18 protein-coding genes are annotated in these 15,315 nt (G+C 68.4%); 11 read left to right on the top strand and 7 right to left on the bottom strand.

What is annotated here, in order from left to right; genetic code table 11:
* Positions 1-296: 296 nt before the first annotated feature.
* Positions 297-1,271, bottom strand: coding sequence for an adenosine deaminase (gene add / locus AOM45_RS27970; RefSeq protein ID WP_030465952.1), 975 nt, complete (start codon positions 1,269-1,271; stop codon positions 297-299).
* Positions 1,272-1,783: 512 nt separating this feature from the next.
* The gene (locus AOM45_RS27965) at positions 1,784-2,539 is read right to left on the bottom strand and encodes a dienelactone hydrolase family protein (RefSeq protein WP_030465951.1); all 756 of its coding nucleotides are present in this window, start codon (positions 2,537-2,539) and stop codon (positions 1,784-1,786) included.
* A gap of 796 nt (positions 2,540-3,335) precedes the next feature.
* Between AOM45_RS27965 and AOM45_RS27960 the strand changes: the two genes are divergently transcribed.
* The 6 genes from AOM45_RS27960 (at position 3,336) to AOM45_RS27940 (ending at position 8,277) form a co-directional block, all read left to right on the top strand.
* Complete coding sequence (locus AOM45_RS27960) at positions 3,336-3,707, top strand: DUF4180 domain-containing protein (protein ID WP_030465950.1); 372 nt, start codon at positions 3,336-3,338, stop codon at positions 3,705-3,707.
* 60 nt (positions 3,708-3,767) lie between these two features.
* Positions 3,768-3,971: a hypothetical protein gene (locus AOM45_RS53055; RefSeq protein WP_169792645.1), complete on the top strand. Its 204-nt coding sequence runs from the start codon at positions 3,768-3,770 to the stop codon at positions 3,969-3,971.
* Positions 3,950-4,813 carry a threonine aldolase family protein gene (locus AOM45_RS52455; protein WP_236703856.1) on the top strand — a complete coding sequence of 288 codons (864 nt, stop codon included), beginning with the start codon at positions 3,950-3,952 and terminating at the stop codon, positions 4,811-4,813. Before AOM45_RS53055 ends, AOM45_RS52455 begins: the two co-directional genes overlap by 22 nt.
* Positions 4,810-5,928 (top strand): site-specific integrase, encoded by a 1,119-nt coding sequence (locus AOM45_RS27950; RefSeq protein WP_236703855.1) that lies wholly within the window; start codon positions 4,810-4,812, stop codon positions 5,926-5,928. The genes AOM45_RS52455 and AOM45_RS27950 overlap by 4 nt, the downstream gene beginning before the upstream one ends.
* A 364-nt stretch (positions 5,929-6,292) precedes the next feature.
* A complete protein-coding gene (locus tag AOM45_RS27945; protein ID WP_030465948.1) occupies positions 6,293-7,810 on the top strand; it encodes a M4 family metallopeptidase in 1,518 nt (505 codons plus the stop codon).
* Between the two features lie 104 nt (positions 7,811-7,914).
* Entirely contained in the window at positions 7,915-8,277 is a 363-nt protein-coding gene (locus tag AOM45_RS27940) for a hypothetical protein (RefSeq protein ID WP_030465947.1), read from the top strand.
* A 1-nt stretch (position 8,278) separates the two neighbouring features.
* Here AOM45_RS27940 and AOM45_RS27935 read toward each other — a convergent pair whose 3' ends face one another.
* Entirely contained in the window at positions 8,279-8,728 is a 450-nt protein-coding gene (locus AOM45_RS27935) for a YybH family protein (protein ID WP_030465946.1), read from the bottom strand.
* 107 nt (positions 8,729-8,835) lie between these two features.
* Here AOM45_RS27935 and AOM45_RS27930 point away from each other — a divergent pair, with 107 nt between their 5' ends.
* Both AOM45_RS27930 and AOM45_RS27925 read left to right on the top strand, forming a co-directional pair.
* Positions 8,836-9,210 carry a YciI family protein gene (locus AOM45_RS27930; protein ID WP_030465945.1) on the top strand — a complete coding sequence of 125 codons (375 nt, stop codon included), beginning with the start codon at positions 8,836-8,838 and terminating at the stop codon, positions 9,208-9,210.
* Complete coding sequence (locus tag AOM45_RS27925) at positions 9,207-10,385, top strand: RNA polymerase sigma factor (protein WP_030465944.1); 1,179 nt, start codon at positions 9,207-9,209, stop codon at positions 10,383-10,385. Before AOM45_RS27930 ends, AOM45_RS27925 begins: the two co-directional genes overlap by 4 nt.
* Here AOM45_RS27925 and AOM45_RS27920 read toward each other — a convergent pair.
* The 3 genes from AOM45_RS27920 to AOM45_RS27910 are packed head-to-tail and all read right to left on the bottom strand — an operon-like array spanning position 10,357 to position 12,933.
* Positions 10,357-11,049 (bottom strand): histidine phosphatase family protein, encoded by a 693-nt coding sequence (locus tag AOM45_RS27920; protein ID WP_030465943.1) that lies wholly within the window; start codon positions 11,047-11,049, stop codon positions 10,357-10,359. The two genes, AOM45_RS27925 and AOM45_RS27920, sit on opposite strands and share 29 nt — an antisense overlap.
* Before the next feature lie 10 nt (positions 11,050-11,059).
* The gene (locus AOM45_RS27915) at positions 11,060-11,887 is read right to left on the bottom strand and encodes an undecaprenyl-diphosphate phosphatase (RefSeq protein WP_030465942.1); all 828 of its coding nucleotides are present in this window, start codon (positions 11,885-11,887) and stop codon (positions 11,060-11,062) included.
* Positions 11,884-12,933, bottom strand: a complete 1,050-nt coding sequence (locus AOM45_RS27910) for an LLM class F420-dependent oxidoreductase (protein WP_030465941.1) — start codon at positions 12,931-12,933, stop codon at positions 11,884-11,886. The genes AOM45_RS27915 and AOM45_RS27910 overlap by 4 nt, the downstream gene beginning before the upstream one ends.
* A gap of 72 nt (positions 12,934-13,005) precedes the next feature.
* Here AOM45_RS27910 and AOM45_RS27905 point away from each other — a divergent pair, with 72 nt between their 5' ends.
* The 3 genes from AOM45_RS27905 to AOM45_RS27895 all read left to right on the top strand — a co-directional run bounded on the left by AOM45_RS27905 (position 13,006) and on the right by AOM45_RS27895 (position 15,076).
* Positions 13,006-13,971, top strand: a complete 966-nt coding sequence (locus AOM45_RS27905) for an aldo/keto reductase (protein ID WP_030465940.1) — start codon at positions 13,006-13,008, stop codon at positions 13,969-13,971.
* Between the two features lie 176 nt (positions 13,972-14,147).
* Positions 14,148-14,867, top strand: coding sequence for a YncE family protein (locus AOM45_RS54035; protein ID WP_372497448.1), 720 nt, complete (start codon positions 14,148-14,150; stop codon positions 14,865-14,867).
* On the top strand, positions 14,864-15,076 hold the full coding sequence (locus AOM45_RS27895) for a DUF5703 family protein (protein ID WP_030465938.1): 213 nt from the start codon (positions 14,864-14,866) through the stop codon (positions 15,074-15,076). Before AOM45_RS54035 ends, AOM45_RS27895 begins: the two co-directional genes overlap by 4 nt.
* Here the strand turns inward: AOM45_RS27895 and AOM45_RS27890 are convergent.
* Positions 15,069-15,287, bottom strand: coding sequence for a hypothetical protein (locus tag AOM45_RS27890; RefSeq protein ID WP_030465937.1), 219 nt, complete (start codon positions 15,285-15,287; stop codon positions 15,069-15,071). The genes AOM45_RS27895 and AOM45_RS27890 overlap by 8 nt on opposite strands.
* Between the last annotated feature and the right edge of the window lie 28 nt (positions 15,288-15,315).

The following is a 15,315-nucleotide window of genomic DNA, read 5'->3' as shown; positions in this document are numbered from 1 at the left end:
TGCGCCTCGTCGACGTCCCGCCGCAAGGCCGTCGTGGAACACGCCACGTCAGCGGCGGTCGTGTCCACCCAGGCGGTCCGGAGTCATTCGTCGATCTTCCTGGTCACGGATGCCTCCACGCGGAGCGATCAAGCCGGCACCCCGAGGCCTCGGCCCGCCCAGGTTGCGGTAGCGCCTGGATCGGCTCCCGCCACCGAGCGAGGCGGTCTGTGACTACGGGCGTACGAGACCGTGGCGCCTCAACACGGCACGGTCTTCGTGTGTGAAGACCGCGTTCGAGGCACCGCGATCCCGGCTCACGAACCGGCGCGCCAGGCAGCGATGTCCTGACGCAGCGAGGTCTTCGTGTCCACGGGCGCGAAGGAGGCGTCGACGGCGTTGGTGGCGATGCGCGCGAGAGCGTCGTCGTCGAAGCCGAGGACGTCGCGCAGGAGCCGGTACTCGCTGGTGAGCGTGGCGCCGGTCGAAGAGGGGATGTCGGTGCTGAGTGTCACGATCAGCCCGGCGTCGACGAGCAGTGGCAGCGGATGAGAGGAGACGGATTCGACCAGTCCCAGCGCGACGTTGGACGAAGGGCACACCTCGAGCGGTATGGCGCGGTCCCGCAGCAGCTTCAGGACTTCCGGATCCTCAAGCGCGCGGAACCCGTGCCCGATCCGATCAGCGAGCCCGACGGTAACGGCCTCGGCGACACTCGCCGCCCCGCAGGACTCCCCCGCGTGGTGCACGAGCCCGACCCCGGCCTCCCGCGCGGCCCGGAACACACCGGCAAAGGGAGCCAGCGAATGATCCTCAGCACCGGCCATCCCGATGGCCACGACCTGAGGGTGCGCCAGCGCAAGCCGGAGCGAGGCCTCGAACCGTTCAACCGACCGCTTCCTGGGGTGGTCCACGATCACACGGCATTCAATGCCGTGGGCGGCCTGCCCTGCGGCGAGCCCGGACAACACCGCCTCGAGCGGCATGTCCGGATCCCCGAGCCGTTCCCCGTGCGCTGCCGCGGTGAACGTGACCTCGGCATAGCGAGTCCCCTGCGCTGCTTCCTCGGCGCAGAACTCGTAAGCGATCCGGCTGAAGTCCTCGGCTCGCCGCAGGCAGTCCCGCACGGCCCCGTTGTGCGCGGCAAACGGCGCAAACCCTGCAAACCCCCCGTCGTGCACCGGCACATCAACACCATGCTCGGCAGCAAGCTCGGCAAGCGTGCCGGCCAACACAGTGCTCTCCAGGTGCACGTGCAGGTGGGCCTTGGGCAACGCAACAAGATCACGCATGGCGCCCGACGCTACCCAGCCCCAAACCCCACCGCCCGCGATTTTCCCCAGCCCCCGCCACCACCCGGATGAGTGAATCCCGTCCGAATCCACGCCTGAGCCCGTCTAGTAGATGTCCGGAATTCTTGATCAACTCACCTCCGCAAGGAAGGAGGAGCGCGGGGCTGCGGGCAAGGAGGGCCGGGCGTGGGATCCCGACGGCGTACTACCGGGCACGCCCATCAGCGATGCACGAACCCGACCAACTCCAGCCACTAACGCAGACCGGTGCCGGCAGCCAAACCGGCACCGACAGCCAGAAACGGCACCCGCACGTAGCACGGCTCCCAGGCGGGCAGCCCGGACCCGACAGGCAGACCAGACTCAGGCGGGCAGCCCAGACCAGGCATGTAAAACGGACCCGGCGTGTAAACGACACCGGCCCAGCTGCCCGCTCACAACTCGAGCAGCCCTGCCCCGAGCCGCCCGCTCACAACCCGAGCCGCCCTACCCCGAGCCGCTCTACCTCGGAGTCACTCGGTGCCAAGCCGCCCAACACCGAGTCGCTCGGCGAGAAAGGCCACCGCACTGCCGATCTCGCCTTCAGGCACATCCCCGTGCCCACCAGGGCTGGCGTGCAACGTCTTCTCCCGCGACGCGAACGCGTCGAACATCGCCAGCCCGGCCTCACGCGCGATCAGCTGGTCGTCCCACTGCAGGAGAAACCGCATCGGCACAGTCACGCCCGCCGCAGCCCGTGCCAGCTGTTCGGTCCTGCCCACCAGCCCGAACACCGCGGCCAGCACCCTGGGCTCGGCCGCGACCAGCTCGATCCCGATCGCGCTGCCCATGGACATCCCCCAGAACCCGACCCCGCCCCCGCTGCTGATCTCGGGCAGCTCCAGCACCTCGTCGAGCACGGACCGCCACTCGGGAACGGCTCGGCGCGCCAGACTCGCGTTGTACTCGGCGACCAGCTCGCCGACGTCCTGTCCCGCGGCGACCCGCGCCCTGATCTCGGCGACCGCCCGCTCGTCCTCCGCGGTCCGCGGCCGCTCGCCGTGCGCAGGCGCGTCGAGCGTCACGACAGCCATGCCCGCCGCCGCGCACCGCGCCGCGTGATCGACTGACCGGGGTGCTCGCTTGTGCTGGCCACCGCCGTGCGCGCCCAGCACGAGTGGCGAGGGGGCGTCGGTGCCTGATGGGGTCCAGAGGACGCCGGGGACGCCGTCGTGGATGAAGTCGCGTCCGGTGACGCCGTTCGTGGTCGTTTCGGAGAGAAAGCGCATGATCGATCGCCTTTCGGGTGGCTGCTGTGAGCGCTCCCGCGGCGACGCGCGACTGAAGGCGTCAGGCCGGAAGTGTGGAGGAGCGCCCATCTGGGTTGACCGCGTTGATGGGACTCACCTCCTCGGGTTGATCGCGTGGAGCGACCCTATCAAGCGGTGCCCGGTCCGGTCGCCGGAATTCGGCAGGACGACATCTGCGGCCGACAGGGCATTCGCGACAGGACAACCGCCTTGGCAGGGCAACACCCGCAGCAGGGCAACACCCGCGGCGGAACATCACCTGCGGCAGGGCGGCGGTTACGACCGTGCGACGTTATCGGCCAGGGCAACGGTTGCAGCCGAGGGATGTCCGCGGCCAGGGCACCGGCTGCGGCGGGCGATGTTCGCGGCACGGCGACGCAGAGACCAAGAGCGACCGTGACCGGAAAACGGCCTCGCCAGCAGGACCCAATGACGCGACCACGCATCGAGCCCACCGCCCAACTCCGCACCAACTCCGCCCGCCGGCATCGCCTCACCACTCCGCCTCACCACTCCGCCCACCACTATGCCCACCACTATGGCCACCGCTTCGCCACGTTCGCCTCGTCGCCACCATCTCGCGGCCGTCACCACCGCATTCCCGCCCCACCACCGCTTCACCACGACAGCTTCACCGCCACGATCTCGCCGCCACCACCACGTTCCCGCCACCACATGGCCTCACCGCGACTACCCCGGCGTTCCGCGCCCCTCCCCGCCCACCGCCCGAATTCCGAGCGACACCGCTCCCACCCCGCCACTAGGTTCCGGTGCCATGTCTGATGTTGTGCAAACGCGCCACGGCGCGACGGTCCTCATGTGCGCACCCGACGGTCCGCCCATCCACGACGAGCAGTCCGCTGTGGACTTGATCGGCACGTTGTGGGGGCAGGACGTGCAGTGGTTGGTGTTGCCGACGCAGCGGCTGACCGAGGACTTCTTCGTCTTGCGCACGCGCGTGGCGGGCGCGGTGGTGCAGAAGCTGCAGCAGTACGGGTTCCGGGTGGCGGTGGTCGGGGACATCGCCGCACACGTGCGGGCGAGCACGGCGTTGCGGGACTTCGTGTACGAGTCGAACAAGGGGCGGCAGCTGTGGTTCGTGGCGGACGAGGAGGAGTTGGACGCGCGACTGAGCGCGGCCGCCTGACCACCAACAAGGCACCCCAACCCACTATTGCACCATAGTTGCAATAGCTAGGCTCCATGTATGGAGATTCGCCGTTCTCTGACGAGCCACGCCGGCCCGCGCCGATCACCTCACGAGGTCCTGCGGCGCCTCACTGAACGCGTCGGCCCGGAAGTCGCGCCCGAGGATCCGGTGCGGGAGTTGGAACAACGGGTCGCGGACCTGCTGGGCAAGCAGAAGGCGTTGTTTTCCCGTCAGGGACGATGGCCCAGCAGGTGGCGTTGAGGGTGCATGCCGAGCGGCGCGGCAGGTTCGCGTTCGCCGGGCATCCGCAGACGCATCTGCAGGTGTGGGAGAACCAGGGGTACAGCGCCGTGCACGGCCTGAGGTTCCACGCGGTGGGCGACTACAACGCGCTGCTCACGCTCAAAGACCTCGAGGCCGTGCATGAGCCGCTCGCTGCCGTGGTGATCGAGCTGCCGCAGCGTGACATCGGCGGGCAGCTGCCGACGTTGGAGGAGCTCCAAGCGCAAACCGGATGGGTGAAGCGAGCTGGGGCGGCGGCGCATTGCGACGGTGCGCGGTTGTGGGAGGCGCAGACCGGGTACGACGCGCCACTGCACGAGATCGCGGGGCTGTTCGACACCGTGTACGTGTCGCTCTACAAAGGACTCGAAGGTGTCCGGGGCGCGGTGCTGGCCGGGGACGTGGAGACGATCGGGCACGCGGCGGTGTGGCGGCAGCGGCTGGGTGGTGCGATCGCGGACGCGTGGCCGTTGGCGGCGATCGCGTTGATGGGCATGGACGAGAACCTGCCGCGGATGGCGGAGTTCGCGGCTCACGCGCGGGCGCTGGCGGAGGCGATCAACGAGGACGGGTTCGCGCACACGACGCCTGCCGAACCGGCCACTCCCCTGTTCCACGTGCACGTTCCTCTGTCGAAGCTCGAGGCGGAACGGGCTGCGCGGAACCTGCTGGAGGAGACGGGGATCAAGTTGTTCCTGTACGCGCGGTCCAGCCCGGATCCGGGCCGGTGCCGCTTCGAGATCAGCGTGGGGATCGATGCGCTGGAGTTCGCGCCGCGCGAGGTCGCGGAGTTGATCAGAGGTCTACGATCGCGGGTGTGAGCCTGCCTGAACCCGTCGCGCACGCGCTGGTGCGGGTGTCGCACTCGGTGCTGATCGACGGTGATGCGCTCGCGCGGGTGCGGGAGCGGTTCGACGACGAGCAGGCGGCGTCGTTGAGCGGATATCTGCGCAGTGCGCAGTCGCCGAACACCGTGCGCGCGTACCGGTCGGACTGGATCGCGTGGGCGGGCTGGTGTCAGGCCGAGGGGCGGCAGGCGCTGCCGGCGGATCCGCTGGACGTGGCGGTGTACCTGGCGGCCGCGGCGGACACGGTCAAGGAGGACGGGTCGCCGGCGTTCGGGGCTTCGACGTTGGAACGCAAGTCGGCGGCGATCTCGGCGGTGCACGCGGCGAACGGGTTGCCGAGCCCGACGCGCAGTGACGTGGTGCGGCTGACGCTCAGAGGTATCCGGCGCACGCGCAAGTCGCAGCCCAGGCGCAAACGGCCGGTGTTGCTCGACACGCTCGAAGCTCTGCTCAACGAACGTCCGGCGGAAGGGCCCGCACGCGCGAGGGATGCGTTGCTGCTGCTCGTGGGTTTCGCGGGGGCGTTGCGGCGCAGTGAGCTCGCGCAGATCGAGTTCGAGGACGTGAGCGTGGACGTGGATCCGCGCACGCACGAGCCGTTGTTGTTGATTCGGCTGGGGACGACGAAGACCGATCAGACGGGCCGCCATCAGCAGTCGGTGGTGTTGCCGCGCGGGAGTCGTCGCCCGACGTGCCCGGTGTGCGCGTTCGCGGACTGGGCGGACGTGCTCGACGGCAAGGACGTCACCGAGACAGGCCTGCACCGCTGCCACTCCTATGCCCAGCCACCTCGTCAGGGCGCGGTGTTCCCGGTGATCAACCGGCACGGCGGCGTCGGGTCGAAGGCGATGTCGGGGCGTGCGGTGGCGGAGCTGGTGAAGCGGTACGCGCTCAAGGCGGGACTGGATCCGGCGTTGTTCGGCGGGCATTCGCTGCGGGCGGGGTTCGCGACGCAGGCGGCGCTGGGCGGGGCGAGCGACCGGGAGATCATGCGGCAGGGCCGGTGGACCAACCCGCGCACCGTGCACCGCTACATCCGGACGGCGAACCCTCTCGAGGACAACGCGGTCGCCCGTTTGGGCCTGTGAATTTGTGACTCAGGTCTCAGGGCGTGAGGTTAACTGTAAACAAGATCCCCTCCGGTAGGGCTGCACCAACCGGAGCAGGGGACTGCGCCGTCCGCACGGCCGAACCCGAAAGTTTCCGCCGTGTTTCCACACTGGTTGAGCTGCTCTTTTGTTCCACCATCCGGACAAAAGACGGTCTCCTGACCAGCACTGCTGCCCAATTTGTGAAGCAATCTCGCATCTTGGGAGTGGCTGGATCCATGCACTGAGCGCAATACGATCACCACGCCCGGTCATCGACGATGGTCGGGATGTTCCACGGTGATCGACCCGGCACCCCTGTAACGCCGGGCGATCACTCCCTGCACCGGAACAAGGAGCGTTCATGAAACGCACGACCCTGGGCATCACCACCGCCCTGGCGTTGGTCACCACGGGCACGCTGGGGGCCAACGCGGCACCGCAGCCGGTGAACCCGTTGCTCGCCAAGGCTGACGCTCTGCACGCGGCGGCCGAGCAGGCGGGGACGATCTCCTCCGCTCTCGGCCTGTCCGGCGGCGAGCAGCTCGTGCCACGTGACGTCGTGCGCGACGCCGACGGCACCCACCACCTCCGCTTCGACCGGACCCTCAACGGCCTCAAGGTCATCGGCGGCGACCTCGTCGTCACGCAGAAGGCAGGCCGGCTCACCGGCGTCACCAAGGCGTCCGAGGCCGCCCTCGCCGGCCTCGACACCACCGCACCCGCCACCGCGGCGGCCGCCGGAGCCACGCTCGTCGTGTTCGCGCTCGACCACGCCCCCGTGCTGGCGTGGGAAACCGTCCAGCACAGCGTCAAGGACGACCAGACGCCCAGCGAGCTGCACACCTTCACCGACGCGAAGACCGGTCAGACGCTGCTGTCCTACGACGACGTGCACAACGTCGAGGGCACCGGCCAGTCCACCTACACCGGCACCGTCGCGCTCAACACCACCCAGTCGGGCAGCACGTTCCAGCTCAAGGACCCGGCACGCGGCAACCAGGCCGTCAACAACCTCAACAACGGCTCCGGCACGGGCACCCTGTTCACCGACGCCGACAACAAGTGGGGCAACGGCACCTACACCGACAAGGCCACCGCGGGCGTCGACGCCGCCTTCGGTGCCGCGCAGACGTGGGACTACTACAAGAACGTCCACGGCCGCAGTGGCATCAAGAACAACGGCGTGGGCGCGCTGAGCAAGGTCCACTACGGCAACAACTACGTCAACGCCTTCTGGTCGGACTCCTGCTCCTGCATGACCTACGGCGACGGCGCGCAGAACCGCAACCCGCTGACCTCGATCGACGTCGCAGCGCACGAGATGTCGCACGGCGTCACCTCGGCCACCGCCGGCCTGGTGTACTCGGGTGAGTCCGGCGGCCTCAACGAGGCCACCAGCGACATCTTCGGCTCCACCACCGAGTTCTTCGCCGCGAACGCCTCCGACGCCGGCGACTACCTGATCGGTGAGAAGATCAACATCCGTGGCGACGGCAAGCCGTTGCGCTACATGGACAAGCCCTCCAAGGACGGCCGCAGCCTCGACTACTGGACCTCCAGCGCGGGCAACGTCGACGTGCACTACTCCTCCGGCATCGCCAACCACTTCTTCTACCTGCTGTCCGAAGGCAGCGGCCAGAAGACCATCAACGGCGTCGCCTACGACTCCCCCACCTACGACAACCAGCCCGTCACCGGCATCGGCCGCGCCAAGGCCGAGAAGATCTGGTACCGCGCGCTGACCACCAAGTTCACCTCCAGCACCAAGTACGCCGCCGCCCGCACCGGCACCCTCGCCGCCACGGCCGACCTCTACGGCGCGAGCAGCGCCGAGTACGCGGCGGTCGACCGGGCCTGGGCCGCGGTGAACGTCAAGTAGCAGGCCCGCCACAAAGACGCCGAGGTCCGGACCGACCCCCTGCACGGTCCGGGCCTCGGCACATCTCTGTCGCGAACACGCCGCTCACCTGGTTCCCTCTGCCCATGGGCATGTGGAGCCAGGTCACGGTGCGCGGCCTGGAGTGCCCGCGCTGCCGTCACGTCGGCGACAACCAGGTGCAGATCCACTTCGGCGGCTGCAACCTTCAGGAGTTCGAGATCGGCGACTCCCTGGAGTGGGGCGTCTACAACCGGGGCGAGCGAGGCCACCGCCTGGTCGTCACCGAAGGCTACGGCGAGGACTGCCCCGGCTGCGGCTCCTACCTCTACGACGTCTACATCGAGAACGACGTCATCACCTGCGTGACCTGGAACGACGGAACGTTCACCTACACGGACCTGCCCGGCCGCAAGGACGGCAGCCGCTTCTACGTGCTCGACGACTACCCACCCCACGTCCAGCGCTGACTCACGGCTCCAGGTCGGTCGCCGCCAGGAACGACCCGTCCATGTAGAACGGCACCGACTGGTGCTCGTGCGTCACCAGCCACCGCCCATCACGCCGTCGCAGCCCCACGGTCATGCGCGTCCACATGGAGAACCCCTCCGGATAGCCCACCGGCACCGCCGCAAGCCGCTGCAGACCGTGCACGAACGCCACGTCACCGGACACCGCGACCTCCAGGTCGCGGTGCTCGACCGTGATCGGCCCGTCGAACCCCGCCATCCACCCCGCGAGAGCCTCCGGATCCCGCGCGTCCAGGCCGGTGTTGCGCAGCGGAGGTGCCAGCGTGAACGTCACCGCGTCCTCGGCGTACCGCCCGACGACACGCGACGGCGAACGGTCCCGCATGCCCTCCACGAGCGCCGTGAACAACGCCCGGATCTCCACCTCGTCCTGCACCAGCGTGTGAGTCATCCCGAAACCTCCATCGCAACCGACTGACACACCGATGTCGAAGCACGGCCCGCGGTCTCGACATGGCGGTGAGAAGATTTTTCGACGCCCAGCAGCGGAGGCCGGAAGTGAAGTACCTGATCCTCATCTACAGCAACCCCAAGTCGCGGGCCGCGTGGGAGAAGCTGACCGACGAGCAGCAGATGCAGTTCGGCCAGGCCCACTACGACCTCAGCGACAAGCTGCGCGCGTCCGGGGAGCTGATCGCGAGCGAAGGCCTCCCCGGACCCGAGACCGGTAAAGGCGTGAGCATCCGCAACGGCGAGGTGGTGATCACCGACGGGCCGTTCGCCGAGGCCAAGGAGTACCTGGCCGGGTTCTACCTCGTCGAGGCCGACACGATCGACCAGGTCATCGCCCACGCGGCGACACTGCCCGACGCGCACAACGACGGCATCGAGGTCCGGCCGGTGTGGGACATGTCGATGCTGGACGACATGTGACGGACGCACCGCGGATCGAGGGCCTGCTGCGCGACCTGGCGCCGCAGGTCCTCGGCGTGCTCGTGCGCCGGCACGGCCAGTTCGACGTCTGCGAGGACGCCGTGCAGGAAGCCCTCCTCGGCGCCGCCCAGCAGTGGCCGGCGCAAGGAGTGCCCGACAACCCCAAGGGCTGGCTCATCACGGCAGCCAGCCGCAGGTGGATCGAGCAGTACCGGTCCGACGTGGCACGCCGTCAGCGCGAGGACAAGGTCGTCGCACTGACCCCTCCGCCCGCGGACCCGGTGCCCGCGCAGGACGACACGCTCACCATCCTCGCCCTGTGCTGCCACGAGTCGCTCACCACCGCCTCGCAGATCGCCCTCACCCTGCGCGCGGTCGGCGGCCTCACCACCGCGGAGATCGCACGCGCGTTCCTCGTGCCCGAAGCCACCGTGGCGCAACGCATCAGCCGCGCCAAGCAGAAGATCAAAGGCACGAAGTTCAGAGCACCCAAGGACCTCACGGCCGTCCTGCACGTGCTGTACCTGATCTTCACCGAGGGCTCCACCGCGAGCTCCGGCGACGACCTGGTCCGCGTCGACCTCACCGCCGAGGCCATCCGTCTCACCCGCCAGCTGCACAAACGCAGGCCCGACGACGGCGAACTGGCGGGACTGCTCGCGTTGATGCTGCTCACCGACGCCCGCCGGCCCGCCCGCACCGACCCCCACGGCGCCCTCATCCCGCTCGCCGAGCAGGACCGGGAGAAGTGGGACACCACCGCCATCGCCGAAGGCACCGAACTCGTCCAGAAAGCCCTGCAGACCGCCCAGATCGGCCCCTACCAGCTCCAAGCCGCCATCGCGGCCGTCCACGCCGACGCCAAAACCGCCGACGACACCGACTGGCACGAGATCCTCGGCCTCTACGAACTCCTCACGGCCATCGCACCCGGCCCCATGGTCTCGCTCAACCGGATCGTCGCCGTCGCCATGGTCCACGGCCCGCAGCAGGCGCTGGACGAACTGTCCACACTGGACCTCGACCACCACCGCGTCCACGCCGTCAAAGCACACCTCCTCGACCTGCGAGGAGACCACGACGCAGCCAGAGAAGAATACGAGAAGGCCGCGAAACGGACACTGAGCGTGCCCGAACAGCGCTACCTCAGGTCCCGGTCGCGCCGCCCACGGTAGCGTCCGACGACGGCTCCTCCTGCGGCGGCGCCTTCGGCACCACGCCCGTCAGATCACCACCGTTGTCGTTGACGCGCAACACGAACGGCCGCGTCTGCGTGTACTGCACCACCGAGATCGAACACGGGTCGACGACGATCCGCTGAAACCCGTCCAGGTGCACACCCAAAGCATCCGCCAGAACCGACTTGATCACATCACCGTGCGAGCACAACACCCACACCGCACCCGGCCCGTGCTCCTCCGTGATCCGCGCGTCGTGCGCCCGCACCGCCGCAACAGCACGAGCCTGCACAAAAGCCAGCCCCTCACCGTCGGGGAAGATCGCCGCCGACGGGTGCTGCTGAACGACCGCCCACAACGGCTCGTTCAGCAGATCCTTCAACGCCTTGCCGGTCCACGCCCCGTAGTCCACTTCGGACACGTCCGGCTCCGCGACCGCCTCGAGAGCACGATCCGCCAGCAACGGCGCCAACGTCTCCTCACAGCGCTGCAACGGAGACGACACCACCGCACTGATCGGGATGTCCCGCAACCGGCCGACGAGCGCCGCGGCCTGAGCCTGCCCCCGCTCGTCCAACCCCACACCCAACGACCTCCCGGCGAGCACACCGGAACCGTTGGCGGTCGAACGCGCATGTCGAAGCAGGATCACCGTGGCCACAACGTCCACCTTAGATCGGCTGCAGCAAACCCATCGACAGCAGCCCCATCAGCACCAGACCCAGCATCAGCCGGTACCACACGAAAGCCGAGTACGAGTGCTTCGAGACGTACTTCAACAACCACGCGATCGTGGCATACCCCACCACGAACGAGATCAGCGTCGCCACGATCATCTGCGGAATCGACGCCTGCACACCCTCACCCGAGCGCTCCAGCACGTCCGGAATGGAGAACAACCCCGCACCGAACACCGCCGGAATCGCCAGCAGGAACGAGTACCGCGCCGCCGCCTCACGCGTCAGCCCCAGGAACAAACCGGCCGTCAGCGTGCCACCCGACCGCGACACGCCCGGGATGAGCGCCAGCGCCTGCGCCAGTCCCATCCCGATCGCGTCCTTCATCCGCAGCTCGTCACGCTCGTGCTTCGCCAGGTGATCGGCCAGACCGAGCAGCAGACCGAACACCACCAGCATCGTCGCCGTGATCCACAGGTTCCGCGCCGACGTCCGGATCTCGTCCTTGAGCAGGTAACCCAGAACCGAGATCGGCACGGAACCGATGATCACGTACCACGCCAGCCGGTAGTCCTTCTCCTGACGCGCCGCGGCACTGAACAACCCGCGGAACCAGGCGGCCACGAACCGCCCGATGTCCTTCGCGAAGTAGATCAGCACCGCCACCTCGGTCCCCAGCTGGATGACCGCGGTGAACGACGCACCCGCATCGTTGCCGAAGAACAGCGTCGACGTGATGCGAAGATGCGCCGAGGAAGAAATGGGCAGGAATTCCGTCAGTCCTTGGACGAGTCCGAGAACCAGAGCCTGCAACCAGCTCAACTACCCACTCCTGCCAGATCCAGAGCTTCGGCCGCGGTCCGAAGACCCGCGATCCCCTGCTCCAGATCTTGCAGCATCGGCGAAACGGACAGCGTGGTGACCCCCGCGGCAGCGAGCGCCTTCATCTTGTCTGCTATGCGCTCCTTCGGCCCCAGCAGCGACGTCGCGTCCAGGAACTCCAGCGGGATCGCCGCCATCGCACCGGCGTAGTCACGCGCCAGGTACTTCTCCTGGATCTCCTCCGCCTGAGCCGGGAAACCCATGCGCACCATCAGGTTGTTGTAGAAGTTCTGCTTCCGGCTGCCCATGCCGCCCACGTACAGAGCCGTGTACGCACGCACCGGGTCCGCGCAGGCCTTCCAGTCGTCACCGACGATCAACGGCACCGTCGGAACGACGTCGAACCCGTCCATCGTCTTGCCGGCCTTCTCCCGACCGGCCTTCACGCTGGCAAGGGACTCCTCCGAGTACTCCGGCGAGAAGAAGATCGCCAGCCACCCGTCCGCGATCTCACCCGTGAGCTCGAGGTTCTTCGGACCGACCGACGCCAGGTAGATCGGAATCCGCTCCCGCACCGGGTGCACCGTCAGCTGCAACGCCTTGCCCGGACCATCCGGCAACGGCAGCGTGTAGTGCTCACCCTCGTACCGCAGCTTCTCCCGCGACAACGCCTTCCGCACGACCTCCACGTACTCACGCGTGCGTCCCAGCGGCTTGTCGAACCGCACACCGTGCCAGCCCTCCGACACCTGCGGACCCGACACACCCAGACCCATGCGGAACCGCCCGCCGGACAGGGTGTCGAGCGTCGCCGCCGTCATCGCGGCCATCGCCGGCGTCCGCGCCGGAATCTGGAAGATCGCGCTGCCGACGTCGATGCGTTCGGTCTGCGCGGCCACCCACGCGAGCACCGTCGGCGCGTCGGAACCGTAGGCCTCCGCGGCCCACACCACCGAAAAGCCGAGCCGGTCGGCCTCTTTGGCCAGCTCAAGGTTCGCGGCGTCGTTGCCGGCGCCCCAGTATCCGAGGTTCAATCCGAGCTTCACGAGCCGAGACCCTACCGGTCAGTAACACCGATTGCCAGGCTCAGCCGATGATCACCCCTTAGCATCGCGCACGTGGAACAGCGATACCTCGGCCGCAGCGGCCTCCGCGTCTCCAGGACCGCACTGGGCACGATGACGTGGGGCCGCGACACCGACGCGGACGAGGCCGCCACCCAACTCATGGCCTTCGCCGACGCCGGCGGCACCCTCATCGACACCGCCGACGTCTACACCGACGGCGAAGCCGAACGCATCCTCGGCGGCCTCCTCGGCGAAATCGTCCCCCGCGAAGAACTCGTCATCGCCACCAAAGCCGTCGCCCGCCGCACCGAAGGCCCCTTCGGCGGCGGCGCCTCCCGAGGCGCACTCCTGCACGCCCTCGACGGATCACTGCGCCGCATCGGCGTCGACCACATCGACCTCTGGCAACTCCACGCCTGGGACGCCGCGGTCCCCGTCGAGGAAACCCTCTCCGCCCTCGACCACGCCATCTCCTCCGGCAAGGTCCGCTACGCCGGCGTCTCCAACTACAGCGGCTGGCAGCTCGCCACCGCCGCCCTGACGCCCTCCGCGTTCCCCCTCATCTCCACCCAGGTCGAATACTCACTGCTCGAACGCGGCATCGAACGCGAAGTCGCCCCCGCCGCCCTGCACCACGGCCTCGGCCTGCTGCCCTGGGCACCACTCGGCCGCGGCGTCCTCACCGGCAAGTACCGCAACGGCACCCCACCCGACTCCCGCGGCGCATCGCCGCACTTCGCGGGCTACGTCGAACAGCACCGCAACGAACGCGCCGCCCGGATCGTCCAGGCCGTCGCGACCGCGGCCGACGGGCTCGGGACCTCACCGTTGTGCGTGGCGCTGGCGTGGGTGCGGGACCGGCCCGGAGTCGTCGCACCCGTCGTCGGTGCGCGGGACACGAACCAGCTCATCGCGTCGCTGGAAGCCGAACAGCTCACGTTGCCGCCCGCGATCAGGGCGGCGTTGGACGACGTCAGCGCCATCGAGCTCGGCTATCCCGAACGCCCCATGCCGTAGGCCACCCCGCAAGCCCGCTGTCATCTGCACTGCGGGAGCCTCTGGTGTCGTTGCCAGTTTTTGTGACTTGGGGTTTGGCAGTGTCGTGTGTCCAGGTGGGGATTGTTTTTAGTCTACACTGAAGCGATAGAGATAACTGCACAGGACCGCCGAACGGGTTTCACCCCACCCCTTGCGTGACCTCCGGGCGAACGTCGTGGATGCTGGAAGACCACGACGTGTCTCAGGAGGACCCGATCTTGCGCCGGCTCGCTGCTCTGATCTTGACCACCGCCACGCTGACGGCGTGCGGCCAGAGCGAGGGGTCGAACGACCCGCTGCAGATCGCGGAAACCCTCGAAGCCGCCACACCGGCCCACTCCCCCGCCCAGAACGGCACCGTGCCCGGCGAAGTCACGCCCGGCGGCGAATTCAAGCAGGGCGACACCACGCTGAAGTTCCAGGTCAACGGCCGCAACGTCGAGCTCGACCGGCTGCGCAGCGCGGTGTTCGAGATGACCACCGACGACAAGGGCGCCGAAACCCGCGGCGCCGGCCTCAGGGCCGGTGACGGCGCCACCAACGCCGTGCCCGACCGCTTCGGCCGGCTGCTCGTCGTCGACACCCGCGGCGGCGAGTTCATCGCGTTCTCGGTCAACCCGCTGATCATGCGCCAGCGCTACCCCGTGCCGGGCTCCCCCTACGGCATCGCCTACGACGCCAAGCGCGACATCGCGTGGATCACGCTGACCGAGCGCAACGAGGTCGTCGGACTCAACGTCGCCGGTGGCGAACCGGCCGAGAAGTTCCGGTTCGCCACCGTGCGTCAACCCAACACCGTCAGCGTCGACCAGGAGACCGGACGTGTCACGGTCACGTCCGGCGACAACGGAGGGATACAGGTGATCTCGCCATGAACGAAGGGGTGATCGACGGGGACTGGGAGTACCGGCCGCTGCGTCTGCCGCCGGGCATCTCCCGCCGCACCGCGACCACGCAGCTGGCCATCCACGCCGAGTTCGCGGGCTGGGAACTGTCCCGCACGCTGCTCTACGGCGACGGCTCCCGGAAGGTCTGGCTCCGCCGCAAGCGCCAGCCAGCGCTGTTGCCAGGCCTCATCACCTGACCACAGCCTCACCGAAGTCCGCCGGAAAGCCCCGCTCGGGGCCGCCGCAGTACAGGCGCGCGACCGCTTCCGGCGGCAGTACCACCTCGCCCAGGCAGTCCACGGCCTGCTCCAGAGGCACGGCGTCGCACGTTCCTCCCGTCCCGTCGGCCGGCTCATCTTTCACCTCGTGGCATTGCAGACGTTTCCTTCGCTTGTAGAACGTCGCCACCGCATGAGGATTCACTTCATTCAACACT

The organism is Lentzea aerocolonigenes (assembly GCF_000974445.1).
GTDB classification, from domain to species: Bacteria; Actinomycetota; Actinomycetes; order Mycobacteriales; family Pseudonocardiaceae; genus Lentzea; species Lentzea aerocolonigenes.
Note: the sequence above shows the minus strand (reverse complement) of the source record. Positions and strands in the feature narration are given on the sequence as shown.